Below are 24,058 nucleotides of genomic sequence, written 5' to 3'. Positions count from 1 at the left end.
GCCACGCACACCCCGCGATGATCATCTGGGCGACCTTCGCCATGCTGATCACCGCGACACCGATCTTCGCCTGGCGCTACATGCTGCGGCAGGACAAGAAGAGGCCCGCTGCGCCGGTGCCGGGCAACACCGGGCCGCAGGAAGCGGTGCCGCAGGCGGGGCCGACGGGACAGTCCGGGCCGGTGGGGCAGTATCAGCCGCAACCGCTGCCCGCACACAACGCGTCCCACGCCCCGCACCACAAACCGAGTTGGGCCGCCTCCGGCAGCGGCACCGACCAGACCATGCAAATCGCCCTTGGTGGACTTGGGGGACGTAAGGAATGAACGACCGTGCAGGCCGCCGCCGCGCCCGTCGACTCGCGATAGGTACGGCGGTGGTACTCGCGCTGGCCGGGATGAACGGGCCGTGGCTGTACCGGGTCGGTACCGAGAAGTATCACGAGTACCAGATCAACAGACCCGAGTACAAAGCCGAGAACGGCAAGTGGGAGATCGTCGAGTTCCCCGAGGAATACCGCCAGAACACCATTCACGCGGCCCTGCTGCACACCGGCAAGGTGCTGCTGATCGCGGGTTCCGGCAACAACCAGGACAACTTCGACGCCAAGCAGTACGACACCCGCATCTGGGACCCCGTCAAGGGCACCATCAAGAAGGTGCCGACGCCGAACGACCTGTTCTGCACCGGCCACACCCAGCTGGCCAACGGCAACCTGCTGATCGCGGGCGGCACCAAGCGGTACGAGAAGCTCAAGGGTGACGTCACCAAGGCCGGCGGCCTGATGATCGTCCACAACGAGAACCCGGACGAGCCGATCACGCTGCCCGCCGGCACCAAGTTCACCGGCAAGGAGAACGGCAAGACGTTCGTCTCCAAGGACCCGGTGCTCGTGCCACGCGCGAAGAAGGTCTTCGACAAGGCGACCGGCGAGTTCCTGCGCAACGACCCCGGTCTCGGCCGGATCTATGTCGAGGCGCAGAAGAAGGGTGCCAAGTACGAGACCGGCACCCAGGACAACTACCGCGTCCAGGGCCTGACCGGCGCCGACGCCCGCAACACCTACGGCATCGCGCAGAAGCTCGCACTCGACAAGAAGGACTTCCAGGGCATCCGCGACGCCTATGAGTTCGACCCGGTCGCCGAGAAGTACATCAAGGTCGACCCGATGCACGAGGCCCGCTGGTATCCGACGCTCACCACCCTGAGCAACGGAAAGATCCTCAGCGTCTCCGGCCTCGACGACATCGGCCAGCTGGTGCCGGGCAAGAACGAGGTGTACGACCCGAAGACCAAGAAGTGGACGTACCTGGAGAAGATCCGGCAGTTCCCGACGTACCCCGCGCTGTTCCCGCTGGAGAACGGCAAGATCTTCTACTCGGGTTCCAACGCGGGCTACGGCCCTGACGACGTGGGCCGCGATCCGGGCATCTGGGACGTGGAGACCAACAAGTTCACCAAGCTGCCCGGCCTGAGCGACGCCAAGCTGATGGAGACCTCGGGCACGGTGCTGCTGCCGCCGGCGCAGGACGAGAAGTACATGGTGATCGGCGGCGGTGGCGTCGGCGAGTCCAGGGAGTCCAGCGAGAAGACCCGGCTCATCGACCTGAAGGACGACGACCCGAGGTTCGTGGACGGGCCGTCGCTGGAGAAGGGCACCCGCTATCCGCAGGCGTCGGTGCTGCCGGACGACAGCGTGCTGGTGTCGGGCGGTTCCGAGGACTACCGGGGCCGCGGGGACTCCAACATCCTCCAGGCGCACCTCTACCGGCCGGGCGCGAAGGAACTCGACCGGGTCGCCGACCCACTGGTGGGGCGCAACTACCACTCCGGGTCGATCCTGCTGCCCGACGGCCGGGTGATGTTCTTCGGCTCGGACTCGCTGTACGCCGACAAGGCCAACACCAAGCCGGGCAAGTTCGAGCAGCGGATCGAGATCTACACACCGCCGTATCTCTACGGGGACGCGCAGCCGTCGCTGTCGGGCGGGCCGCAGACCATCAAGCGCGGCGGGACGGGCACGTTCGCCTCGCGGCACGCCTCGTCCGTCGAGAACGTACGGCTGATCCGGCCGAGCGCGTCCACGCATGTGACGGACGTGGACCAGCGGTCGGTGAAGCTGGACTTCGAGAAGTCCGGCGACAAGATCACGGTGACGATGCCGAAGAACCGGAACCTGGTTCCGTCGGGCTGGTACATGCTGTTCGTGACCGACGACCAGGGCACGCCCAGCAAGGCCCAGTGGGTCAGGGTCCCGTAGCGAGCACGTACCGGCGAACGCCTACTGGCGCACACGTACTTGGGGGCGCCCTCCGTGACGGAGGGCGCCCCCAGGTGTCATACGGCCCCTTTGCCGGGCCTTCGGGCTACTTGCTGGCCTTGGCGAGGCCCAGGGCGTACTGCGCCCACCACTGGCCCGCCTTCGGCCCGCCCTTGCACTCGCCGTCCGACTCGCCCGGCCGCTTGACCCAGACGTAGGCGTCGACCAGCGGGTCGGCCGTCTTGGTGGTCGGCGTCTCACCGAGCGCGCGGCCCGGCGGGTTGCACCAGCGCTCGTCCGGGTTGCCCTCGGTGTAGGGGCCGTTGCCGTTGCGGCTGGTGTCGATCACGAAGGGTTTGTCGCCCACCTTGGCGGAGAGCTCCTTGCCGTACGCGATCGAGTCCTTGGTCGTGTAGAAGTTGGAGACGTTGACCGAGAAGCCGTCGGCCTTGTCGATACCCGCCCGCTTCAGAGGCTCGAAGATCTGGTCGGGGTGGCCCCAGCCGGCGTTGCCCGCGTCCAGGTAGACCTTGGTGTTCTGCAGGGACTTGAGCTTGGCGACGGCACCGCTGAGGAGGTCGTAGCGCTCCTCGTGGTACTCCCCCGCCGTGCAGTTGTCCACCATGTGCAGCACCGCGTCCGGCTCCAGGATCACCGTCGCCTCACGGTCGCCGATGCCCTTGGCGACGCTGTCGACGAACGCCCGGTAGGCGTTGCCGTCGGCGGCGCCGCCCTCGGAGAACTGACCGCAGTCGCGGTGCGGGATGTTGTACAGCACCAGCAGCGCCGTACGGCCCGCCTTGTCGGCGGCCTCGGTGAAGCCGCGCGCCTGTTCCTCGGGGCTGTCCGGGCTGATCCACTCACCCGTCGGCTGCTCCGCGATCTTGCGGATCTGCTCGGCGTCCTCCTTCTTGCCGGCCTTCTGGTAGGTCACCAGCTGCTGGGCCGCGTTCCCGTCCGGGTTCACCCAGAACGGGTCCACGGCCTTGGGCTGTTGACCTATCCCGGCGCCGGCGTTGTCCTCCGGCTCGTCGCCGTCCCCGGACGAGCAACCCGCGACCAGCAGTGCCACCCCCAGCACCGCGGCACACGTCCGTACACGAGCGCCCCGCGAGGCCCCCCTCTTCAGGTACATCCAACTCCCCCCTGGGTGCGCTGTTCCAAGACTCAATCCTGACATACGTGTCGTGGGGCGAACGAGGTCGCCGAGTGTTGTCGGGGAGCTGTTACAACCAGGGGCGCGGCTGGAATGACCAGGCAGGCGCATGCCCGCAGGGAGCCTGGGCGGGGCAGGGATGTGTGCGGCAGGCACCGGTCCGCTCGGGAGATCCGGTCGCAGACGCGGTCCTCGATCGGCTCGTGGGCGACGCCGCCCTGCGCCCGGAGGCGGGACCGACGGACGGCGAGGGCTGCGTACGACGCCGTCCGCCGCCGCGCGGCACCCCCTGACGACCGACCTCTAGGCCCCGGCTCTCTTCCGCTCTAAAGTCCTCTGCGGACGGCCCCAGCCCCGGTCGGACACCCTCCCGCTGGTCGTACCAAGACCTCCCGCGCAGGTCGCCGGGTTACTCCCGCAGCCCGTGCGCGCGCGGTTGAGGACCGCCCGGTCGGCGGCTCCGAGGGGGAGCGGGTCGCCGGCCGGGCCAGGTGCGCGACGCCGCCCGGACGGACGGCCTGCCGTTCGCGGCCTACAGACCCGTGCCCGTCAGGTACGCCGACACGATCACGTTCGCCGTGTAGGTGCCGGCGGCCCGGTCGAAGGTGCCGCCGCAGGTGAGCAGGCGCAGCTCGGCCCGCCCCGCGCGGTGGGGGCCGTAGGCCTGGCGGGCGTCGAAGCGGGCGCGGTCGACGACCTGGACGTGTTCCACGGTGAACTCTGCGAGCTTCCCGTCGTCACGGAGCACCCGCACGAGCGCGCCCGGCGTCAGCGCCGCGAGCCGGTGGAAGACGGCGGGGCCGGTCTCGGTGTCGGCGTGCCCCACGAGCAGCGCGGCCCCGGGGGCGCCCGGGCGCACACCGGCCGCGTACCAGCCCACTGCTCCGGCCCGCTCGAAGGGCGGCGGATCGATCGCACCTCGCGGATCGAGCCCGCGGGCCACCACCGGTGCCTGCACACCGAGTGCCGGGATGTCCAGGCGCTGTGGCAGCGCGTCCCCCAACGGGCGTACGGAGGACGGCAGCCGGACCTGCTGGGGCCGGCCGACCGCGGCGACGTCGCCCGATACCGGCGCCGATATGTTCAGCCGTACGGCCGTGACCTCCTGCCCCCACAGCCACAGCCCGAGCAGCAGTACGACCCAGGCCACCCCCATCAGCAGGCGGGCGCGGTATGCGGGGCGGTGGTGCTCGTCCATCGTCAGCGGGGCCGTCGGCTCCGGCGGGCGCTGCGCAGCGCCACCGCGGTGGCGGCGACACCGGCGAGAACGAGCCCGGTCACGGTGTGCGCGGTGCCGGGGCCGGCTTCGCGGGCGTCGACCATGGCGAGGCGTTCGGCGCCTCCGCCGCCGGCCCGCACCGGGGCCGTGGGGGAGGCAGGGGTCGACGGCTGTGCGCCGTGCGGCTGCGGGGCGGACGGGCCCGCCTCCCGCTCGCCCACGCTGACGGTGCCCGTGCGGGTCCGCTCGCCGCAGGCGACCTTCACGTCGTAGGTACCGGCCTCGAGCGTGGAACGGACCCGGCTCTCCCCGCCGAGGGTGCCGTCCGTGCCGGCGGTGAGGCGTGCGTCGGCGACGAACGCCGTGGAGACGGCCCTGGCCGTCCTGCCCGGGCAGCCGCTCACCCGCAGCGCGATGTCGCTGCCGGCGCGCGGGGACGACGGGCTGACCGAGACGCCCCCGTCCGTCGCGTGTGCCGCCGGGCTGACGGCGACCGCCCCGAGGGCGGCGATCGCGCAGAGAGTGACGCGCAGTGATCCCATCGTGAACCTCCAGATATCTGGAGGCTGCCCCCGGAGCACGGGCCCCGCATCCTCAACGGGGCCCGCTTTGGTCCGTACGGGTCGAATCCCGGGTGTACCGGGTTTCAGATGCGGTCGACCAGGTCCGCGATCGAGTCGACGACCTTGGACGGCCGGTACGGGAAGTTCTCCACCTGCTCGGGCCGGGTCAGGCCGGTGAGCACGAGGAACGTCTGCATCCCGGCCTCCATGCCGGCGAGCACGTCGGTGTCCATCCGGTCGCCGATCATGGCGCTGGTCTCGGAGTGGGCGCCGATGGCGTTCAGGCCGGTGCGCATCATCAGCGGGTTGGGCTTGCCCGCGAAGTACGGCTGCTTGCCGGTCGCCTTGGTGATCAGCGCGGCGACCGCGCCGGTCGCGGGCAGCGGGCCCTCGGTCGAGGGGCCCGTCTCGTCGGGGTTGGTGCAGATGAAGCGGGCTCCGGCGTTGATCAGCCGGACCGCCTTGGTCATGGACTCGAAGGAGTAGGTGCGGGTCTCGCCGAGGACGACGTAGTCGGGGTCGTGGTCGGTGAGGATGTAGCCGATGTCGTGCAGCGCGGTGGTCAGGCCCGCCTCGCCGATGACGTACGCCGAGCCGCCGGGGCGCTGGTCGTCGAGGAACTGGGCGGTGGCCAGCGCCGAGGTCCAGATGTTCTCGATCGGCACTTCCAGGCCCATGCGGTTCAGCCGGGCGTGCAGGTCGCGTGGGGTGTAGATCGAGTTGTTGGTGAGGACGAGGAAGGGCTTGCCGGAATCACGCAGCTTCTTGATGAAGGCGTCGGCGCCGGGGATCGGTACGCCCTCGTGGATGAGGACACCGTCCATGTCGGTGAGCCATGACTCTATGGGCTTGCGGTCTGCCATGTTGCTGTGACTCTCCTGGCCTGCGTACGGATGGGAGGGGGCGCCGGAACCACGGCGTACCGACGCCCCCAGCGTAATCAGGAGTGGCTGATCCTGACCCCGTCGATCACCCGGTACTCACAGCTCCCGGGCCCGCAGCGCGGTCGTGAGTTCCTCGCCGCCCGCGGGTCCGCTCACCCAGATCTGTCCGAAGTTGCGCAACGAGGCGCCGCGAGCCTCCGCCTCGCGCTCGATCTGCACGACCTCATGGCCGCGTTCCACTCTCACGACGGCAACGCTCCGCTGGATCGGGGAACTGGAGGGATCCGGCTGACAACGAGAGCGTGAACCGGCGGGGCGGGCGGGCCCGCGAGCTGTGGGATCAGCGGCGTTTGCGGGCGATCAGCAGGGCGGCTCCGGTCAGCAGGAGGCCCAGCGTCGCGGCGAAGGTGACGGCGGGGGGTGAGGTGAGGCCGGTGCGGGCGAGTTCGTCGGCGAGGGTGAGCTGGTCGGGGGCGGTATCGGGGGACCCGGAGGGGTTGGGGCTCGCCGGGCCGGCCGAAGCGTCCTCCGCCCTCTCCTTGGCGGGACCGTCGGTCGGGGCGGCCGGGTCCCGCCGGTCGGCCTCGATGGTGAAGCGGTAGTCGTTGGACTGCCCGACCCAGTCGCCGTCTCCCTCGTGCCGCTGCACGACAGCCGCGTTGACGGTGACCTCGTTCGGTACGGCATCGGAGGTGAGAGCGAGGCGTACCTTCACCGAGACCGTCTTGCGGGGGCCGACCGTGAAGCCGGGGAAGCCGTCGAAGGCGCCGACGAGTTCGTCCTGGTCGGTGGTCTCGAAGCGGACGGCGTGGGGGCGCTCGTCGTCCGGGCCGCCGTAGAACTCCAGCCGGGGCTGGGACGGCTCGAGGGTCCGCTTGCCGTCGACGAGGACGACCACGGGATGGATGCCGGTGCAGGTCCGGTCCGTCTTGTTCGTGAGCTCCAGGTACCAGGTGCCGAAGCCGCCGCCGGCCGTGTAGGAGTCGGGGCCGCCGCGGAGCCGGGTGGTGAGGGGGAACGTCCGGCCGTCGGTGGCACAGCCGGGCAGCTCGGCCGGGGCTTCCGCCCGCACCGGGGGCGCCGCGGCGAGGAGGGCGGCTGCTGCGAGGCAGAGGGGGGCGGATGTGTGCGGTCGCATGAACACATGACCATGCCGGGTGTGGGCACCTTTCGGGCGATGCCATTCCGGGGGGTTGGGCAAGTCCGCTCGATCAGCGCATGCGGGGCGGGGTCCGGTCGCCGGCTCCGGGTGGAACGTGCGATCCTCCCGCCCGGCCTCGACGCGTCGAAGGCGCGGCAGCGGACGGTCGGCCGGAGGCGGCGCAGCAGCGGGTGGCGCGGCGCGCGGTGCAGCAGCGTGAGCACCGGCGCCGCCGCGTTCGTGGTTCCTCTCCCCCGCTCCGGCCCGGCCCCGCCCGCACCCCCTCGCCTCACCCCTCCGCCCGCCCGAACAGCGGCGCCAGCAGCAGTTGGGCCGCCCCCTCGGCCACCTCGCGCTCCCCGCCGGAGGCAACCCGTACCGGCACCGCCTCCTCGCCCGCGCGCCGGGCGCGTTCGTCGAGGACGGCGGTGACCCCGCGTACGAAGGTCTCCGGGGCGGCGGCGACCGTACGGCCGCCCAGCAGGACCAGATCGACGTCGAGCAGCGCGACGAGGTTGCCGGCGGCGGTGCCGAGCACGCGGGCCGCCTCCGCGAGGTCACCCCGCTCCACGGCGGCCAGACACAGCGCCTCGACGCAGCCCCGGTTCCCGCAGCCGCAGAGCGGGCCGTCCAGCTGGACGACCTGGTGCCCGAACTCCCCGGCCCCCGTCCGGGCCCCCCGATGCACGGTTCCCCCGATCACCAGCCCGCCACCGACCCCCGCGCCGAAGTGCAGGTAGGCGAAGGAGGCGACGGACGCGGCCTCACCCCCGACCGCCAGCCCGAGCGCGGCGGCGTTGGTGTCCTTGTCGACGACGACCGGCAGCGAGAGCCGCCGCGCGAGCACGTCCCGCAGCGGGAAGCCGTTCCACTCCGGGAACCCCGTGACCCGGTGCAGCACCCCGCGCCGATGATCGAGCGGCCCGGGCAGCGCCACCCCGACCCCGAGCACGGCCCCCGGAAGACGGGCCCCCATGGCCGACCCCTCAGCCTCCAGCGCCCGAGAGCCCAGGTCCCCGGGCTCCCGTCCCTCAGCCGTCAGGTTCCGATGCCCTCGCCCTCCGGGCCCGGACTCCCCAGGCTCCGGCCCGGCAGACCCGACGCCCCGACGCCCCCGCCCCTCAAGCCCCGATCGGCCAGGCCCCGAGTCCCGATGCCCCTGCTCCTGCCCCTCACGCCCTGATTCGCCAGACCCCGAGTCCCGATACCCCGGCCCCTCAGGCCCCAAGTCCAGATGCCCTCGTCCGCCGGGCCCCGGTTCCCCAGACTCCCGCGGGGCAGACCCCACGCCCGGATGCGCACGCCCCTCAGACCTCGATCCCCCAGAGCCCAAGTCCCGACGCCCCGGCCCCTCAGACCCCGATCCCTCACCCCCCGGCCCGACTCCACCGCCCCCAAGCCCTCCGACCCCCAGCTCGCCCAACGCCCCCAACTCGCCCAGCTCCCCCAACGCCCCCACCTCACGCACCACCCGCTCGACGACCGTCTCCGCACCCGCCCCCAGGTCCAGTGGTGTCCTGCGGTGCGCGACCACGGCCCCCGTCAGATCGCAGAGCACGACCGTCAGCTCGTCCCGGTCCAGATGTACCCCGACCGCGTGCCCGGCCTCCGGCACCAACCGCAGCACCGTGCGGGGCTTGCCGCCCGTCGAGGCGCGGCGCCCCGCCTCCGCAGCGAGCCCGTCCTCCCGGAGCCTCGCGGTGATCTTGCTGACGGCCTGCGGGGTGAGCCCGGTGCGCTCGGCGAGTTCGAGTCGGCTGATCCCCTCCGGACCGGCCGTGCGCAGCAGGTCCAGCACGAGCGCGGTGTTGTGACTGCGCAGGGCGCCGAGGTTCACCCCACCCACGTCCACTCCGCCGACCTCGCTCTTCGTCCTGTTCACGCCACCCATCACACGACCATTCTCCTCCGCGCTTGCACTTTGGCAACAGCGTTGCGAAAGTGGACGCATGACTGGCACCTCCGGCACGACCGCTACTCCCCTCCGCGTGGGCCTCATCGGCTACGGCCTCGCCGGCTCCGTCTTCCACGCCCCGCTGATCGCGACCACCGAAGGGCTCGCCCTGGACACGGTGGTCACATCGAACCCGGAGCGGCAGGAACAGGCCCGCGCCGAGCACCCGGGCGTCCGCGCCGCTGCCACGCCGGACGAGCTGTTCGCCCGCGCCGACGAACTCGACCTGGTCGTGATCGCGTCCCCGAACAAGACGCACGTCCCGCTCGCCGGCGCCGCCCTCAAGGCCGGCCTCCCGGTCGTCGTGGACAAGCCGATCGCCGGCACGGCGGCCGAGGCGCGCGAGCTGGCGGCGTTCGCCGAGGAGCGCGGTCTGCTCCTGTCCGTCTTCCAGAACCGCCGTTGGGACAACGACTTCCTGACCCTCCGCCAGCTCCTGACCGAGGGCGAGCTGGGCGACGTATGGCGATTCGAGTCCCGCTTCGAGCGCTGGCGCCCGCAGACCAAGGGCGGCTGGCGGGAGTCCGGCGACCCGACAGAGATCGGAGGTCTGCTGTACGACCTCGGCAGCCATGTCGTCGACCAGGCGCTGGTCCTGTTCGGCCCGGTCACCCAGGTGTACGCCGAGGCGGTCGTCCGCCGCGCCGGCGCCGAGACGGACGACGACACCTTCCTCGCCCTCACACACGCGAACGGCGTCCGCTCCCACCTGTACGTCTCCGCGACGACCGCCCAACTCGGCCCCCGTTTCCGGGTACTGGGCTCGAAGGCGGGCTATGTGAAGTACGGCCTCGACCCGCAGGAGGCGGCGCTGCGGGAGGGGCTGCGCCCGGACCCGGCCCGCCGGTCCACCGGCGACTGGGGCACGGAACCCGAGTCGATGTGGGGCCGCGTGGGCGCCGGCGAGTCCCCGCTGACCGGCGGCGGTCGCGCCGAACCCACCCTCCCCGGCGACTACCCCGCTTACTATGCGGCCGTGGCGAAGGCTCTGCTGGACGGCGGCCCGAACCCGGTGACGGCCCTGGAGGCGGCAGCCGCCCTCGACGTCCTGGAGGCGGCCCGCCGCTCGGCCCGTGATGGAGTGGCGGTGCCCCTGTGACGACCAACAAGACGCACAAGACGCAGGCTCAGACACATAAGGCGCACAAGATGCACAGCCCGGAGATCACCCCGAAATTCCACCCGGAGATCACCCCGCCGCTCCAGGACCTGGAGGCCCAGGAACGCCGTCTGGTCTTCCGCCAGTTCACCTACGACGACGCCTGGGCGCTCGGGTCCCTGCTGGTGGAGATGGCCCGCGAACGCCAGGCCCCGGTCGCCATCGACATCCACCGGGCCGGACAGCAGCTCTTCCACGCCGCACTGCCCGGCTCCACCCCCGACAACGACGCCTGGATCGCACGCAAGCGCCGGGTGGTGGAGCGCTACGGCGCCTCTTCCTACGTGGTCGGCGCCCGCTTCCGCGCCAAGGGCACGACGTTCGAGGACTCCGCCCGCCTGGACCCGGACACCTACGCGGCACACGGCGGCTCGTTCCCGATCAACGTCGAGGGCGTAGGCGTAATCGGTTCGGTGACGGTGAGCGGCCTACCCCAACTGGAAGACCACCGCTTCGTGACAGAGGCCCTGGAACAGTTCCTGACCCAGCAGTAAGCCACCTTCAAGGGGCGCGGGGAACTGCGCAATCTTTTAAGGGGCGCGGGGAACTGCGCGACCAGCCACATCCCACCCGCGCCCAAAAACGCCCCGCAGCCCCACCCCCCTCCCCCGCCCAACCCAGCGGAGCGCCTACGCCGGCTTCACCTCCTGCCGCTGCCTCCCCAGCCCCTCGACCTCCAGCTCCACCACATCCCCAGCCCGCAGATACGGCTTGGGCTCGGGCTGCCCCATCGCAACCCCCGCCGGCGTACCCGTGTTGATGACGTCACCGGGGTACAGGGTCATGAACTGGCTGACGTACCGCACGACCTCGCCCACCGGGAAGATCTGGTCGGCGGTCGTACCGTCCTGCTTCAGCTCCCCGTTGACCCAGAGCTTCAGCGAGAGCCGCTGCGGGTCGGGCACCTCGTCCGCGGTCACCAGCCAGGGGCCGAGCGGGTTGAACGTCTCGCAGTTCTTCCCCTTGTCCCAGGTCCCGCCCCGCTCGATCTGGAACTCCCGCTCGGACACATCGTGCGCCACCGCGTACCCCGCGACATGCGCGAGCGCCTCCTCGGCGGACTCCAGATACCGGGCCGTACGTCCGATGACGACCGCGAGCTCGACCTCCCAGTCGGTCTTCGTCGAACGGCGAGGGATCAGCACCGTGTCGTTCGGTCCGACGACCGTGTCCGCGGCCTTGAAGAAGATCACCGGCTCGGCGGGCGGCTCGGCGCCGGTCTCGCGGGCGTGGTCGTGGTAGTTCAGCCCGATGCACACGACCTTGCCGATCCGGGCCAGCGGCGGTCCGACCCGCAGCCCGGTCGCGTCCAGCACGGGCAGCTCACCGGCGTCCGCCGCGGCGCGGATCCGGCCCAGCGCCGCATCGTCGGCGAGCAGCGCTCCGTCGATGTCCGGCACGACGCCCGTCAGGTCCCGCAGGGTCCCCTCGCCGTCGAGCAACGCCGGCCGCTCCGCTCCAGCCGTACCGACTCGCAGCAGCTTCATGATCACAATCTCCCTCGATCGCGGAGGCGCCCGCCGACGGGTGCAGCCATCGGAGGACTGGTCGATCCTCCAAGGTCAGCGACCAGTCCGCAATACCCGGTTCACGTACTGGACCGCGGTCCCCGGCCTCGGCGGCCGACGGCGACCGCCCGCTCAGCGATAGAGGACGGCCCGCTCAACCGCGCTCCAGGTGGTGCTGGTCACCACATAGAGGGCAGCCGCCAGCGGTACCACCGCCACGGTGACGAGGGTGAAGAAGGACATGAACGGCATGACCTTGGTCATGGCCGCCATCCCCGGCACCGCCTGAACGTCACCGCCCCGGCCACCGCTCCCACCCCCGACCTGCATCGGCATCGCCGGATTCGCGGCCATCATCTGCTTGGTACGGCCGTAATTGAACGCGGCCACGCAGGCGACGACCAGGAACAGCCCGACGTAGACGAGTCCCGCTCCCCCGAACACCCCGCCGTCACCCAGCGCGTCCGTCCAGTGGTCGCCGAGCGGCGCGGCGAACAGCTGGTGAGTGAGCAGTTCGTTCGCCCGCCCGCCGATCGTCGTGTTCGAGAACAGGTGGTAGAGCAGGAAGAACGCCGGCAACTGGAGCAGGCTGGGCAGGCATCCCGACAGCGGTGACACCCTTTCCTCGGCGTGCAGCTCCAGTACGGCCTTCTGAAGCTTCTGCGGGTTCTTCGCATGCTTCTTGCGCAGCTCGGCGATCTTCGGCTGCAACGCGGTCCGCGCCTTCTGCCCACGCGCCGCGGCCCGGGACAGCGGATGCACCAGCAGCCGTACGAAGGCGGTGAACAGGACGATCGCGCCGGCGGCGGCGGAGGCGCCGAACAACGGATGGAGGAGGTCGGCCAGTTGCTGGACAAGGTCGGCGAAAACGGACATGAATGAGCCCTCCGAGGGTCTCGTCGTGCCGGAATGAAGCGGATGAACCCGGTGAACCCGGTGAAAGGGGTGAAGAGGGTGATGGGGATATGCCGGACATCGGCATGGCGGCATGACGACCCGCGTGAGGTCACGCGTTTCGAGCTGGCGGGCTGCTGAGCTCGTGGGCTACTGCGCCGGTAAGCGGGTGAGCTGCTTCGAGTACCTGTGTGCGTGCCCTACGCGACGGTCGCCGAGAGGGCGTGCCCGGGTGCCCGGGGCCGTGGCCGGCCGGAGGCGTCGGGGTCGCGTTGTGTGAGGAAGGCCGTACGGCGGGCTCGGTCACGGATGGCCGTGCGCACCCGGGTGGGCGCCACGGCGGGCGCGGCTCGCGAGGCGAGCAGGGAGCAGACGGCGAACGCGGAACCGGCGGCGGCGGTCGCGGCGAGCGCGACGGCCGCGGAGAGGCTGCCCGTGTCGAGCAGCGCGATCTGGAGGAAGAGCAGCAGCAACGAGGCGACGGGACGCGGATTGGCCCAGCTACGGATCATTGAGCGGCCCCTCCCCCTCGTAAAACCATCCTCGTACAACCCATCCTTGTACAGGTTTTCGTCATACAGCATAGCGAGGCCGCATCGACACGAGCTTGGCCCACACCACCAAGCGGTACTTCGACGTGTACTCCGGAGTGCAGGTGGTGAGGGTGAGGTAGTAGCCGGGTTCGGTGTAGCCGTAAGCCGGCTCGACCGTCGAGCGCGGGATCGGCCGGATGACGCTCACGTCGTGGGCGGTGGTCCGCGGCAGGGTTCGGTCGACGGCGTACGTGTACGTCGCGTTCCGCGTCTCGACCAGGACGGTGTCCTCGGGCTTGAGCCGGTCGATGTACCGGAAGGGCTCGCCGTGGGTGTTGCGGTGCCCGGCGAGGGCGAAGTTGCCGGGGCGGCCGGGCTGTTGGGTGCCGGGGTAGTGGCCGGCGTACCCCTTGTTGAGGACCCCGCCCCTGCCGACTCCCTCGGCGACGGGGACGCGAAGGTGGAGGCGGGGGATGGAGAGGATGGCGTAGGCGCGGGACCAGTCGGGGGCGGCGGCGGACCGGGGTCGGCTGCTTGTGGCCGGGGCGGTCGGCTCGGCGGAGGTGGGTGCGGCCGCGGGCGGGGGTGGGGGCGTGGCCGCCGTCGGCGGTACGGCCGTACGCGGGTCGCCAGGACCGCCGTCCCAGGCACGTTCCAGAGCGCGGACCTCCCGCTCGGCTCCCTCCCTGGCCTCCCGGTTGGTCCACCACAACTGATGGACGACCAGCAGCAACAGCACGACCCCTACGGTGACCAGCGCTTCCCCGCCACCCCACAGCACCCGCCGCCGCAGTGCGCGCCGACGAAGACCGCTGTGCCGCACGACGCGAACCCGCACCATCCGAGAGCCTCCTTCGCCGGGCCGCCCGCACGATAGGGGGCGTGACGCGAGGTCTCCAGACCCGTGCGGCCATGAGCTGGACCTGCGACGGCGGTACTGGCCCCGTCACTCCCCCTTGTTCACTCCACCGCTCTCTCCTCCGTAAGCCATGGGCAGTACGGTGTCCCCCATGCGCCCCGACACGCCTGCCGAAAACGTCGACCACACCGCTGAAGCGGCACGCCTGGAGCGAACCGCCGGCCTCTACCCCGAGGACGCCGAGGCCCTGCTCCTCCAGGCCGCGGCCCACCTGGAACTGTCCGGCGACCGCCCGGCAGCCACAGCGCTCTACGACCGCCTGCTGTCGTCGTCCGTGAGCCTGGACGACCCCTACCTGGTCCGGGCCCTGAAGGCTTCGAACCTGTGGGAGTACGGCCACGAGGCGGAGGCGAGGGCGATCATCGAGGGCGTCCGGGCAGGCTCCCCCCGGGACCCGGCGCCGTGGGTGATCGTCTCCGAGGCCCTGGAGTCGCACGACGAGCTGGAGGCGGCGCACGAGACGTTCACGGAGGGCGCCCGTCTGCTCCTGACGGACGTCCCGGAGCCGCCGTACGCCACTCACCCGCTGCTCTTCGGCCGTCACCGGGTCCGCCGCATGCTGGGCGTGGCCCATGACGAGTGGGACACCCTGGCGGACACCCTCCACTCGATGCCGGTCTCCCTGGACGAACTGCACGACCCGAAGCGCGTCTGGTCGCTGGGCTCGGACAACCCGGCGGAACTGGAGGCGGAGATCTCGCGCCTGCGGGCGGAGCTCGGCGCGTACCGGGCGGCCCTGTCCCGCCCGTTCCCCGTGGCGGTGCTGCACTGGACGGCGGAGGAACTGACGGAGCTGGTGTCCGCGTATGCCTCGCTCTCGGCCGAGTACCCCTCCCACGACGAGCACCTGTCGACCATAGAGGCGTCGCTGCGCGAGCTGTCGGCCTCCGGCACCCCGAACCTGGGCATCGTGACGGGCACGGTGCCGTCGTACGAGGCCTTCGCCGCGTCGGAGGGCGCGTCCCCCGAGGACGCGGCACTGCTGCCGCAGTACGCGACGACGCTGGCGGCACGGGGCCGGGCCGTGGCGTGGCCGCCGCAGCGCCAGGCATCCTGCTGGTGCGGTTCCGGGCGGCTGTACGGCGACTGCCACGGAGGGTGACGGCAGACCTCTGGGCGCTGGGCCCGCGGGCATTCGGCTCGGCGGGCCCGGCGCACCCTGCCGTCGATCAGCTCGCATACACCTCGGCCAACGGATAGCCGCCCGAGTCGAAGGTCTCCCGGCACACGGACATCCCGAACGCGATCTCCAGGCCCTTGAGAAACCGCTCCTTCCAGTCGGGTATCAGGCCGCCCTTGTCAAAGACCGGCCGCCCGTCGACATAGCGAACATCGGGACGGCAACCCGCCTCGTGCATGGCCCAGTTGAGGAAGGCCATCTCCGGCGCCTGGTCGAAGTAGTGCCCGCCGCGCAGCGCGCTCTCCTCGTCGAAGGACCCGTGGATCTCGCCGCTCCACACCGGCCGCCCGCCTTCGAAGTAGACCATGCAGTACATCCCCCGCGCGGAGACGTGATAGAGCAGGACAACACGGCCCGCCCCCTGTGGTAACGCGAATCCGTCCCGGAAGTGGAGCAGAAAGTCGAAACGCCCGGCGAGAAAGGACCAGTCGCCTTCCTTGCCGTAGACGGTCACCTCAGGTTCGTCCGGGACGCGCGTATCGGGATGGGTCCGGTCATAGATGCCCTTGGCCTCCGCCCCCACCACCTCGGGCATCTCCCAGGGCACGGCCCCGAACACCACCGCCAGATCCTGCGGCGCAACCCCTTCCGCAAACACGAGCCCGGCCTGATCCCCCAGCACAGGATCCCCGGACCAACTCCCCCACCGCCCACCGAGCCAAGCAATCCCATCGTCATCAGCCATGACCAAGGACGGTAACAAGCCCCACTGACAACGCAGTTGCCGTGCTGAACCATGGGGTCGATCCTGGCCTAGGCGCCATGCTCACCGAGCGCCTCTTTGCTCCCACCACTCACGGTGATACCGGAGGTAGTCCGGATGCACTCGGTGCCAGCCCTTGGTCTCGAGCTTGGGCAACAGCACCTCCCCGAACATCGCCGCGCGCACAATGATCGACCAGTTCTCGTCGACCACGACAGCACCAACATCCAACCGGACATGGCAGTTGGGGCATACACAGAGGATGTTCTGTTCGACGTCAGGGCCGTAGTGGGGCCTACCCAACGGCCTGATGTGTGCGCCTTGGCTGTACGCCTCACCGTCTGGGCCTAGCAGGCGACCGCCGCAGAGCTGGCATTCGCCGTTGTAGAGCTTCTTGACCCGTCGTGACGTTGCCACGCTTCGAATGAGGCGCTGAACCGGCATGGTGCGGACCTCTGGGTACCGCTCCGAACCTTGCAGTTCGTGCTGCTCTTCCAGGGCTTCCAGGGCTTCAGCAACTTGAGATTCGACGGCCGTATGACCCTGTTGAGACTCAGGCAGACGAGTCAGATCGAATTGGCAGATCTCTACCTCGGTCCCATCCGGAGCTGGGAGCTTGGAACGAGTCGTGCGTACGGCCGTGACTCGATTCGTTGCCCTTCGAGGCTCCGGTGTACCGCATCCAGGTCCACCGATCGTCATCATCGATGTACCCACCGTTCAACACGATGGCATCGGCGACCGGCAGGCCATCTCGCTCATCTCTGAGCCAGGAGATGCCCTTCTGGTTGGTCTGATGCAGCTTGGCGGCCAGCACAGCCATGCGGTTGTCGAAGTGGTCCCCCACATCAACCCCGTCGATGCTACCGATAGTGCGTTCGATCCCCATGAATCCATACTGGATCGAACTTGATCAACTATGTCAATAAGCAGTCGACTGGAGGCAGTTTTTGAGCGAGGCGCAGGCGTCCGCGCACGCGCCTCTCGCCGCTCTGCTCCGTGTCAGTGCCCTCTGTTACATATGGGGCAGTGGTCCGAGCGAGCGGGGGTACGGCATGGCCGAGCCGGAAGAGTTGTCGCAGCCCTTCACAGGTCTGTACGAGCAGCTGATCACTCTGCGCTTCCAGACGCAGTTGAAGGGGCTCGCAGACCTTGGCTGGCACGCCCTGAGTGATGCAGTAGGTGCGGAGTCAGTGCCTCATGTCCTCGCCAGGCATGTGTCGGAAACGGTCCGACGCGTCCTCCAGAACCTTCCGGCCGAGGAACGCGTCTACGCGGCCAACCACATTCTGGATTCCATCGGCACCCTCGAGGGTGCGCAGCAGTGGGTGGATCTCGTAGCCGAAGGGCCCCGCCAACTGCTTGCTTTGACACATCAGGAAGCTCCGGGCGTCTTCGCTGTCCGGCCCGGTATCCCGCTATCGGACACCGCCCTGATCACCAACGCACCGGAGGATCCGAGCCTCGGATTTGAGCTTCGCGCCGAGCTAGCCACCGCTGACCGCGTCGATCTGCTCTGCGCGTTTGTGAAGTGGCATGGCCTGCGGATTATCGAGCAGTCGCTGCGGGCCGCCCACGAACGAGGCGTACCCATAAGGGTCATCACAACGACATACATCGGCGCCACCGAGCGTCGCGCCCTTGACCGATTGGTTGAGGAATTTGGGGCCCAGGTCAAGGTCAACTACGAGACACGAGCCACCCGGCTCCACGCGAAGGCATGGCTCTTCCGCCGCCAGAGCGGCTACGACACTGCCTACGTCGGTAGCTCCAATCTGTCTAAGGCCGCTCTGCTCGATGGCCTGGAGTGGAACGTCCGTCTGTCCTCCGTGGCAACTCCTGACGTGCTACGAAAGTTCGACGCCACCTTTGAGGCCTACTGGAGCGACCCTTCCTTCGAGCCGTACCACCCGGAAGTAGACGGAAGGCGCTTGCAAGAGGCTCTTGCTATCGCTGGCGGCACATCCTCCCGCAGCGCTGGCGAGCGCAGGATCACCCTCTCTGGCCTTGAGGTGCGCCCGTATCCGCACCAGCGCGACATGTTGGAACGGCTGGCGGTTGAACGTGAGATTCACGACCGGCACCGGAATCTACTCGTAGCAGCCACAGGTACGGGCAAGACCGTGATGGCCGCGCTGGACTACAAGCAGCTGAAGAAGAAGTACGGCCGTGATCTGAAGCTGCTCTTCGTAGCTCATCGCAGGGAGATCCTGCAGCAGTCTCTCCGGACATACCAGGACGTGTTGCTCGACCAAAACTTTGGGGAGTCCTTTCATAGCGGCGACCTCCCAGAGCGCTGGACTCACGTGTTCGCAAGCGTGCAGTCCTTGAACGCCGGCACACTCCATCAACTCTCCCCCGATCACTTCGACGTGATTGTGATCGACGAGTTCCATCACGGGACATCGCCGACGTATCGGAAGATCGTTGAACACTTCAAACCGCTGGAGTTGCTGGGACTCACAGCAACCCCTGAGCGGATGGATGGAAAGAACATTCAGGGCGAGTTCTTCAACGGCCGTATCGCGGCCGAACTTCGCTTGTGGGAAGCCCTTGAAAATGAGTTGCTCAGCCCGTTCCACTACTTCGGCATCAGCGATAACACCGACCTGAGTACGGTGGAGTGGAAGCGGGGCGCCTATGACCCCAGCGCGCTGAGTAACGCACTATCGAGCGACAGCAGACGCGCTCGACTGGTGGTGAAGGCCGTCAAGAATAAGGTTGTTGAGCCTGGCCTGATGCGCGCCCTGGGCTTCTGCGTCTCTGTTGGACACGCCCACTTCATGGCAGAGGTCTTTCGCACGGCCGGCCTCAATGCCGTCGCACTGTCCGGAGAGACCCCGGCTGAGCAGCGCAAGCAGGCGCTGGCGGATCTTCGGTCCGGGGCACTTCAGGTGATCTTCTCAGTCGACCTGCTCAATGAGGGACTCGACATCCCTGATGTGGACACTCTGCTCCTGCTCCGCCCAACCTCGAGTGCCACCGTTTTCCTGCAGCAACTTGGCAGGGGCCTGCGCCGCACAGAGGACAAGGCGGTGCTCACCATCCTTGACTTCATCGGCCAGCACCGCAAGGAGTTCCGCTTCGAGAATCAGTTCCGCGCCCTGACGAACCTGACGCGGAAGCGGCTCCTGGACAGTATCGATGCTGACTTCCCGCAGCTACCGTCTGGTTGCCAAATCCTCTTGGAGGAGAAGGCAAAGAGAACCATCATCGCCAACATTAAGACCCAAATCGGCATCAACGTCACGGCACTGGCCCGCGAGGTTGCCGACTACGCCGAGCCCAGGCTCACTCGTTACTTGAGCGAAAGCGGCCGTGAGCTCAAAGAGCTATACCGTGGCAACGGCAACTCCTGGACCGGGCTACTCCGCCGCTCTGGGCTCCTCAAGGGCGAAGCACCTGAAGGTGAAGCAGCACTCCTCAAGCGCGTCTCATCCTTCCTGCATGTAGACGACCCACTGCGGGTGGCTGCCTACACCAGGATGCTCGAGGACGACGCCCCTAAGTACAGCGATCTAGATGAGCAGGGGCAAGCCTACGCCCGCATGCTCTTCTTTCAGCTGTGGCCACTTGGCGGAGTTGTCCGCAAGGGGTTCGCAAACTACGACGCCGGGTTTGCCAGGCTGCGTAGCCAGCATGCGGTGCGTGACGAACTGCGTCAGGTACTGGAGCACAACCTTGCTCACACCGAGCATGTGCCGATCCCTCTGCTGGGCATCGGTGGCGAAGCCGGAATCCCGTTGACGGTGCACGCCTCCTACACCCGCGAGGAAATCCTGCCCGCCCTCGGCCAGTCAGCCATCGGCGGCTTCATGCCTGGTGACTTCCGTGAGGGAGTGAAGTGGTGCGAAGCCATCAAGACCGACGCGCTGCTGATCACATTGGAGAAAGACGAGAAGGACTTTTCCCCACGGACCCGCTATCACGACTACGCCCAGAGCGAGACCAAGTTCCACTGGGAGTCACAGAACCAGACGTCAGAGAACTCTCCCACCGGCCTGCGCTACCAGCGTCACGCCGCTCAGGGCAGCCACGTACTTCTCTTTGTGCGCCGCTACAAGACCACCGACATCGGTGGCGCACAGCCATGGATGCTGCTTGGGCCCGCTGAGTACGACGGGCACACCGGGAGCAATCCGATGGCAATTACGTGGCGACTACAGCACAGAATCCCTGCCGACGTGTGGACCTACTCTGCCGTCGCCGCAGGGTAAGAGACCGTGACGGACCACGGAGAGGCGGCCCGCTTCGGCGTCTACACGCCGCCTTCCGCGGCGCACCGCCCCAGGCCCGATCCGTCGAGGCGTCAGATCGCGACGGATCGTCAGGGTGCTGCGCTGACCGGGTGTATCGGTCGGAGCGTGTGCACTGGGGCAAGGGGCCGGTGGGCGGTGCGGTGACGGGGGGTCAGGCGACTGGGTGTCAGTTCCCCGGATGGCGGTCCCGATGAGCGGGCCGGGAGATATCGGATTAGCCTCCGAAATGAGCGCTTAGTGGATCTTTGTGATCTTTAGTCGTGCGCTCTGACCCGACCCTAGGAGGAGTAATGCGCAAGCTTCAGAAGGCCGCTGTCGCGGCCGCCATCCTCGGGAGCTTCAGCTTCATAGCCACCGGCACCGCCACCGCTCAGGGCATGCGCCCCATGTATGACGGAGGTTGCAAGTCGCACGACCAGAACATTGTCCTCCTCAACAACATCGGGTTGCTCAACGGCCTGGCCGGAAACGCAATCAATGGCGAGGGCAATGCCGGTGGGCAGCACAACCACGTCGGCTCGAGCTGTGGCCACGGCCACTGAGTCATGAAGCGACGGGTCATGTAGCTCACCGAAAGAGGTCTCGGCGCCCGGGCCACAGGTCCGGGCGCCGAAGCCTGTGCCTGCGCCGGCGGCTGCTGCCGGGGCCCGCCATCGCTGCGGCTCGTCAGGCGGCGACCAAAGTCGCGGTGCCGTAGACCATCGGCCGACGACTTGCTCTGCGGAGCTCCTTCAGAATGACTCAGAATGACGTAGATCGAGTACGGCCAGGACATCGGGATGGGGGACATGAGGGGTTCGGGGGATCTTTTGAAGATCGGTCGTCGGGGTGGTGAGGGGCGGCGCGGGTCTGCTCCGCGGGCGGACGGCGTCAGTGTGGTCGCCGAGTCCGTCCTCGTTCTCTTGCTCTTCTGGGTGGTGTGCGGGGTCGTCGTCGGCGGCTTGGCTCCGCTGCTCGCGGACTGGCTGGTGACGCTGCCCTGGGCGCCGTTGGAGGGGCCGGCCGAGTTGCTGAGCTCCATTTCGGAGCCGGGGCGGACCATCGGTGCCGTGGGTGTGGGGGTGCTGCTGGGGCTGCTCGTCGGGTTCTTCGCCGTGCACGAGTCGCTGACCGTCAAGCTGTCCGGCGACCGGGTCGTGCTCGACGTCCGGGACGACTCGCAGGAGTTCGGGCGCGATGACGTGGCCCTCGCGGTGCGGGACGGCAAGCAGCTCGTGCTGCTCGATCCGGAGGGCATGGAGCTCGCGCGGGAGGACTGTCATCTGCCCTGGCGGCGACTGGCCGACGTCTTCGCCGAGCACGGTTATCGATGGGCCGACGAGGATCCTCACCGGGCGGAGTTCAGGCGTTGGGTGCCCGGTGTGCCCGGCCTGCCCGAGGGGGCGGACGCGCTGCTGAGGGCCCGTGCGGCGGTGAGAGAGAAGGACGGCGGCGACCAGGACGCCCGGGAGCTGCGCGGGGAGCTGCTGCGGCTCGGCGTCGTGGTGCGGGATGAGAAGAAGCGGCAGTACTGGCGCATGCCTGCGCCTCGGCTTCCCTGAGCTCGGGCGGCGTTCGGCCGTGTACGGCCCCTGGGGGACTGACGGAGGCCCGGGGACGACCACCCCTGGGGACGGGCAGGTACTCCGTCCCGTCCCCAGTGGCCCGGTGGCCCGGCGATCAGGCGGTCGTCCTCGTCCCCGGTGTCGTGGTCACCCTTCCCTCACCCTTCGTCAGGAGCCACTCTCGGTTCAGGGCTCCCAGCGGGATCCTCTTCTCGAGGATCGGCGTGCCGAAGATGGTCAGTTGGAGTTGGAGGGAGCCGGTCAGGTCCACTCCGCCGTAGACGGCGTAGGAGCCTGACGCCGTGGCGGTGCCGTCGGACGAGCCCTCGGCCGTCGCTTCGGCGTGGGCGCGGACGTACGGGGCGAGGTCGGCGGTGACGCCCACGGCGCCGTAGAGGCCGACGGTCGCCTCCGCGCCCAGCGCGGCCTTGACGTCGCCGGCCGCCGTGACGCGGGCCTTCAGGGGCTCCCCCGTCATGTCGGACTCGCTGACCGGGGTCCAGCCCTTGGCCCAGGAGAAGGTGCCGCCGACGCGGAAGTCGCCCTTGAGGTCCTGCTCGACGTCCACGGTGACCCGGCCGTCCGCGGCCACCTGGATGTAGCAGGTCAGGTCCAGGTTGACGACCACGGGGATCGGGCCGACCTGGATCACCGGGTCGGCGTGCAGTTTCGCGAAGGGGATGCGCAGGGGCTGGTCGCCGGTCGAGGCCGCCGCGCGGCCCTTCAGGGACCACTGGGACGCCCAGTCGCCGGACAGCCCCAGGAAGGCGCCGCCTGGTGCGGCGTCCGCGCCGGAGCCGTCGTAGGAGAAGGCGACCTCGGGGGCGAGCTGCACGAAGCCCTTGACGGAGGCCGCCGCCGACACCGGGCCGCCCTCTGCCGTGCCTACCGCCGCGCCCACGTCGATACGGAGGCTGCCGAGCGGGAGTTTCGCGCCCTCGGGGCCGAAGCGGAGGCCGCCGGTCTTGGCCCAGGAGACCTTGACGCCCTGGACGAGCGGGTCGACCTCGATGGCCGACGGGTCCACCGGGACCGTGCCGTCGGCCTTGCCGGCACCCAGCACGGAGTTGAGCTTCGCCGGTTCCGTGTCGACCGTCGTGGCGCCGTCGTCCGCGGTGCCCACGACCTCGGTCACCTCGGCGAGTACGCCGTCGGGGGCGCCGGGGGCGGGAGCGCTGGCGATGATGTCGCCTACGGAGACCGGGGGTTGGGTGGTGGCGGGGGTGGACGGGCGGGCGGTCGGCGTGCTCGTCCTGGAGGTGGCGGGCGGGGCGGTGGCGGGCGGGGCGGTGGTCGGCGTGTTCGGCGCGGACGCGGCCGGGGGCGTGGTGGGCCGGGGCGGCGGCGACGCGGGTGAGGAGGCGGAGGCCGACGGGGGCGTCGTCGGCTTGGCCACGGACTTCGCCGCGATCACCGCCCGTCCGCTCTTCCTGTCGTACGAGGCGACCTTGAGGGAGGACTTCCGGGCCCTGCCTGCCTCGCCCCCGTCGGCGACCGCGGTGGGAGTGGCCGTACCGGACGGGGCCGCGACGACGGCCAGTTGTTCCTGGACCGCGGCGGCCTCGGGGCTCTTGGCCGCCGTCGTGGGCGCCGCGTCGGCGGAGCTCGGGGAGTCGGTGGAGCAGCCGGCGGTGAGCAGGGCCGCGACGGTGACCGCCGTCAGTAAGGCATGTCCCTTGAGCCTGGATCTGTGCACGCGTGTTCCTCAGGAGCGGTGTATGGGGGTGCGCTTCGGGAGGTGACCGCTGGGAGGGCATGACGGTGCCGGCGCGCCGGTCGCGGATGCGTCGACGGGCGGGCGGTCGGGTACACCGGCGCGCGGACGCTTGAACGCGTAGACGCGCGACGGCGGTTACCCCCCAGTAGTCACGCATGAGCATGCCAGCACCGCGGAGACAGCAGCCGCTTTCTTTCCGGGTGAGCGCGGTGACGTGAGTCACAACTGCGTCGCCCGGGCCGGACAGGGCCTGACCTGGGCCGTCTCAGGCCGCCGCCGGGCACCCCGCGCTCCAGGAAATGGTTGCCGCGTGAAGACGCCCCGCTCTACCGTGAGTTGACTTCGAAGAGACGTTCCCCGGAAACACGCCGCAGAGCGGAGCGTCACACCTCGCCGAGAGATCGCCGAGAGATCGTCGAGAGCTCACCGAGAGTTCAGCGAGGTGCAGGAGGGGCGGCAGCTGTC

General features: G+C 69.3%; 22 protein-coding genes and 3 pseudogenes. 8 read left to right on the top strand and 17 right to left on the bottom strand.

Features of this window, described 5'->3' with window-relative positions; genetic code table 11:
- Positions 1-326 (top strand): annotated as a pseudogene (locus tag ACHBTE_RS17035) (glycosyl transferase); the annotation flags it as partial.
- Positions 323-2,260, top strand: coding sequence for a galactose oxidase-like domain-containing protein (locus ACHBTE_RS17030; protein ID WP_394724715.1), 1,938 nt, complete (start codon positions 323-325; stop codon positions 2,258-2,260). The pseudogene ACHBTE_RS17035 and the gene ACHBTE_RS17030, both read left to right, overlap by 4 nt.
- Positions 2,261-2,366: 106 nt before the next feature.
- Here the strand turns inward: ACHBTE_RS17030 and ACHBTE_RS17025 are convergent, their stop codons facing one another.
- The 8 genes and pseudogenes from ACHBTE_RS17025 to ACHBTE_RS16990 all read right to left on the bottom strand — a co-directional run.
- A complete protein-coding gene (locus tag ACHBTE_RS17025; RefSeq protein WP_394724714.1) occupies positions 2,367-3,395 on the bottom strand; it encodes a glycoside hydrolase family 6 protein in 1,029 nt (342 codons plus the stop codon).
- A gap of 553 nt (positions 3,396-3,948) precedes the next feature.
- Positions 3,949-4,614, bottom strand: a complete 666-nt coding sequence (locus tag ACHBTE_RS17020; RefSeq protein ID WP_394724713.1) for a class F sortase — start codon at positions 4,612-4,614, stop codon at positions 3,949-3,951.
- Positions 4,615-4,616: 2 nt separating this feature from the next.
- A complete protein-coding gene (locus tag ACHBTE_RS17015) occupies positions 4,617-5,177 on the bottom strand; it encodes a hypothetical protein (RefSeq protein ID WP_394724711.1) in 561 nt (186 codons plus the stop codon).
- Between the two features lie 104 nt (positions 5,178-5,281).
- Positions 5,282-6,061 carry an HAD-IIA family hydrolase gene (locus tag ACHBTE_RS17010; RefSeq protein WP_394724710.1) on the bottom strand — a complete coding sequence of 260 codons (780 nt, stop codon included), beginning with the start codon at positions 6,059-6,061 and terminating at the stop codon, positions 5,282-5,284.
- A 117-nt stretch (positions 6,062-6,178) separates the two neighbouring features.
- Entirely contained in the window at positions 6,179-6,328 is a 150-nt protein-coding gene (locus ACHBTE_RS17005) for a hypothetical protein (protein WP_394724709.1), read from the bottom strand.
- A 94-nt stretch (positions 6,329-6,422) separates the two neighbouring features.
- A complete protein-coding gene (locus tag ACHBTE_RS17000) occupies positions 6,423-7,220 on the bottom strand; it encodes a hypothetical protein (protein ID WP_394724708.1) in 798 nt (265 codons plus the stop codon).
- A 292-nt stretch (positions 7,221-7,512) separates the two neighbouring features.
- On the bottom strand, positions 7,513-8,655 hold the full coding sequence (locus ACHBTE_RS16995; RefSeq protein ID WP_394724730.1) for an ROK family protein: 1,143 nt from the start codon (positions 8,653-8,655) through the stop codon (positions 7,513-7,515).
- 255 nt (positions 8,656-8,910) lie between these two features.
- Positions 8,911-9,114 (bottom strand): annotated as a pseudogene (locus tag ACHBTE_RS16990) (ROK family transcriptional regulator); the annotation flags it as partial.
- A gap of 58 nt (positions 9,115-9,172) precedes the next feature.
- On the opposite strand from ACHBTE_RS16990, the gene ACHBTE_RS16985 reads away from it, so the two are divergent.
- Together ACHBTE_RS16985 and ACHBTE_RS16980 are read left to right on the top strand one after the other, a co-directional pair.
- A complete protein-coding gene (locus ACHBTE_RS16985) occupies positions 9,173-10,276 on the top strand; it encodes a Gfo/Idh/MocA family oxidoreductase (protein ID WP_394724707.1) in 1,104 nt (367 codons plus the stop codon).
- Between the two features lie 50 nt (positions 10,277-10,326).
- On the top strand, positions 10,327-10,830 hold the full coding sequence (locus tag ACHBTE_RS16980; protein WP_394724729.1) for a heme-degrading domain-containing protein: 504 nt from the start codon (positions 10,327-10,329) through the stop codon (positions 10,828-10,830).
- A gap of 135 nt (positions 10,831-10,965) precedes the next feature.
- On the opposite strand, the gene ACHBTE_RS16975 is transcribed toward ACHBTE_RS16980, so the two are convergent.
- The 4 genes from ACHBTE_RS16975 to ACHBTE_RS16960 all read right to left on the bottom strand — a co-directional run bounded on the left by ACHBTE_RS16975 (position 10,966) and on the right by ACHBTE_RS16960 (position 14,112).
- Positions 10,966-11,823, bottom strand: coding sequence for a fumarylacetoacetate hydrolase family protein (locus tag ACHBTE_RS16975; RefSeq protein ID WP_394724706.1), 858 nt, complete (start codon positions 11,821-11,823; stop codon positions 10,966-10,968).
- A 153-nt stretch (positions 11,824-11,976) separates the two neighbouring features.
- The gene (locus tag ACHBTE_RS16970) at positions 11,977-12,720 is read right to left on the bottom strand and encodes a YidC/Oxa1 family membrane protein insertase (RefSeq protein WP_394724705.1); all 744 of its coding nucleotides are present in this window, start codon (positions 12,718-12,720) and stop codon (positions 11,977-11,979) included.
- A 218-nt stretch (positions 12,721-12,938) separates the two neighbouring features.
- The gene (locus ACHBTE_RS16965; protein ID WP_394724704.1) at positions 12,939-13,250 is read right to left on the bottom strand and encodes a DUF6412 domain-containing protein; all 312 of its coding nucleotides are present in this window, start codon (positions 13,248-13,250) and stop codon (positions 12,939-12,941) included.
- Positions 13,251-13,311: 61 nt separating this feature from the next.
- Positions 13,312-14,112, bottom strand: coding sequence for a class E sortase (locus tag ACHBTE_RS16960; protein ID WP_394724703.1), 801 nt, complete (start codon positions 14,110-14,112; stop codon positions 13,312-13,314).
- 169 nt (positions 14,113-14,281) lie between these two features.
- Here ACHBTE_RS16960 and ACHBTE_RS16955 point away from each other — a divergent pair, with 169 nt between their 5' ends.
- Positions 14,282-15,292: an SEC-C metal-binding domain-containing protein gene (locus ACHBTE_RS16955; RefSeq protein WP_394724702.1), complete on the top strand. Its 1,011-nt coding sequence runs from the start codon at positions 14,282-14,284 to the stop codon at positions 15,290-15,292.
- Positions 15,293-15,359: 67 nt separating this feature from the next.
- Here ACHBTE_RS16955 and ACHBTE_RS16950 read toward each other — a convergent pair whose 3' ends face one another.
- From ACHBTE_RS16950 to ACHBTE_RS16935, 4 genes and pseudogenes are all read right to left on the bottom strand, one after another.
- Positions 15,360-16,055 (bottom strand): hypothetical protein, encoded by a 696-nt coding sequence (locus ACHBTE_RS16950; RefSeq protein ID WP_394724701.1) that lies wholly within the window; start codon positions 16,053-16,055, stop codon positions 15,360-15,362.
- A gap of 81 nt (positions 16,056-16,136) precedes the next feature.
- Positions 16,137-16,286, bottom strand: coding sequence for a hypothetical protein (locus tag ACHBTE_RS16945; RefSeq protein ID WP_394724731.1), 150 nt, complete (start codon positions 16,284-16,286; stop codon positions 16,137-16,139).
- Between the two features lie 3 nt (positions 16,287-16,289).
- Positions 16,290-16,517 (bottom strand): annotated as a pseudogene (locus tag ACHBTE_RS16940) (HNH endonuclease); the annotation flags it as partial.
- Positions 16,518-16,626: 109 nt separating this feature from the next.
- Positions 16,627-16,962, bottom strand: coding sequence for a YDG/SRA domain-containing protein (locus ACHBTE_RS16935; RefSeq protein ID WP_394724700.1), 336 nt, complete (start codon positions 16,960-16,962; stop codon positions 16,627-16,629).
- Positions 16,963-17,128: 166 nt separating this feature from the next.
- On the opposite strand from ACHBTE_RS16935, the gene ACHBTE_RS16930 reads away from it, so the two are divergent.
- The 3 genes from ACHBTE_RS16930 (at position 17,129) to ACHBTE_RS16920 (ending at position 21,873) form a co-directional block, all read left to right on the top strand.
- On the top strand, positions 17,129-20,290 hold the full coding sequence (locus tag ACHBTE_RS16930) for a DUF3427 domain-containing protein (protein WP_394724699.1): 3,162 nt from the start codon (positions 17,129-17,131) through the stop codon (positions 20,288-20,290).
- Between the two features lie 332 nt (positions 20,291-20,622).
- Complete coding sequence (locus ACHBTE_RS16925; protein WP_394724698.1) at positions 20,623-20,874, top strand: hypothetical protein; 252 nt, start codon at positions 20,623-20,625, stop codon at positions 20,872-20,874.
- A gap of 333 nt (positions 20,875-21,207) precedes the next feature.
- On the top strand, positions 21,208-21,873 hold the full coding sequence (locus ACHBTE_RS16920; RefSeq protein ID WP_394724697.1) for a hypothetical protein: 666 nt from the start codon (positions 21,208-21,210) through the stop codon (positions 21,871-21,873).
- Positions 21,874-21,991: 118 nt separating this feature from the next.
- Here ACHBTE_RS16920 and ACHBTE_RS16915 read toward each other — a convergent pair whose 3' ends face one another.
- The gene (locus ACHBTE_RS16915; RefSeq protein ID WP_394724696.1) at positions 21,992-23,572 is read right to left on the bottom strand and encodes a hypothetical protein; all 1,581 of its coding nucleotides are present in this window, start codon (positions 23,570-23,572) and stop codon (positions 21,992-21,994) included.
- Positions 23,573-24,058: the final 486 nt, after the last annotated feature.

Source organism: Streptomyces sp. M41 (assembly GCF_043673425.1).
GTDB lineage: Bacteria > Actinomycetota > Actinomycetes > Streptomycetales > Streptomycetaceae > Streptomyces.
Note: the sequence above shows the minus strand (reverse complement) of the source record. Positions and strands in the feature narration are given on the sequence as shown.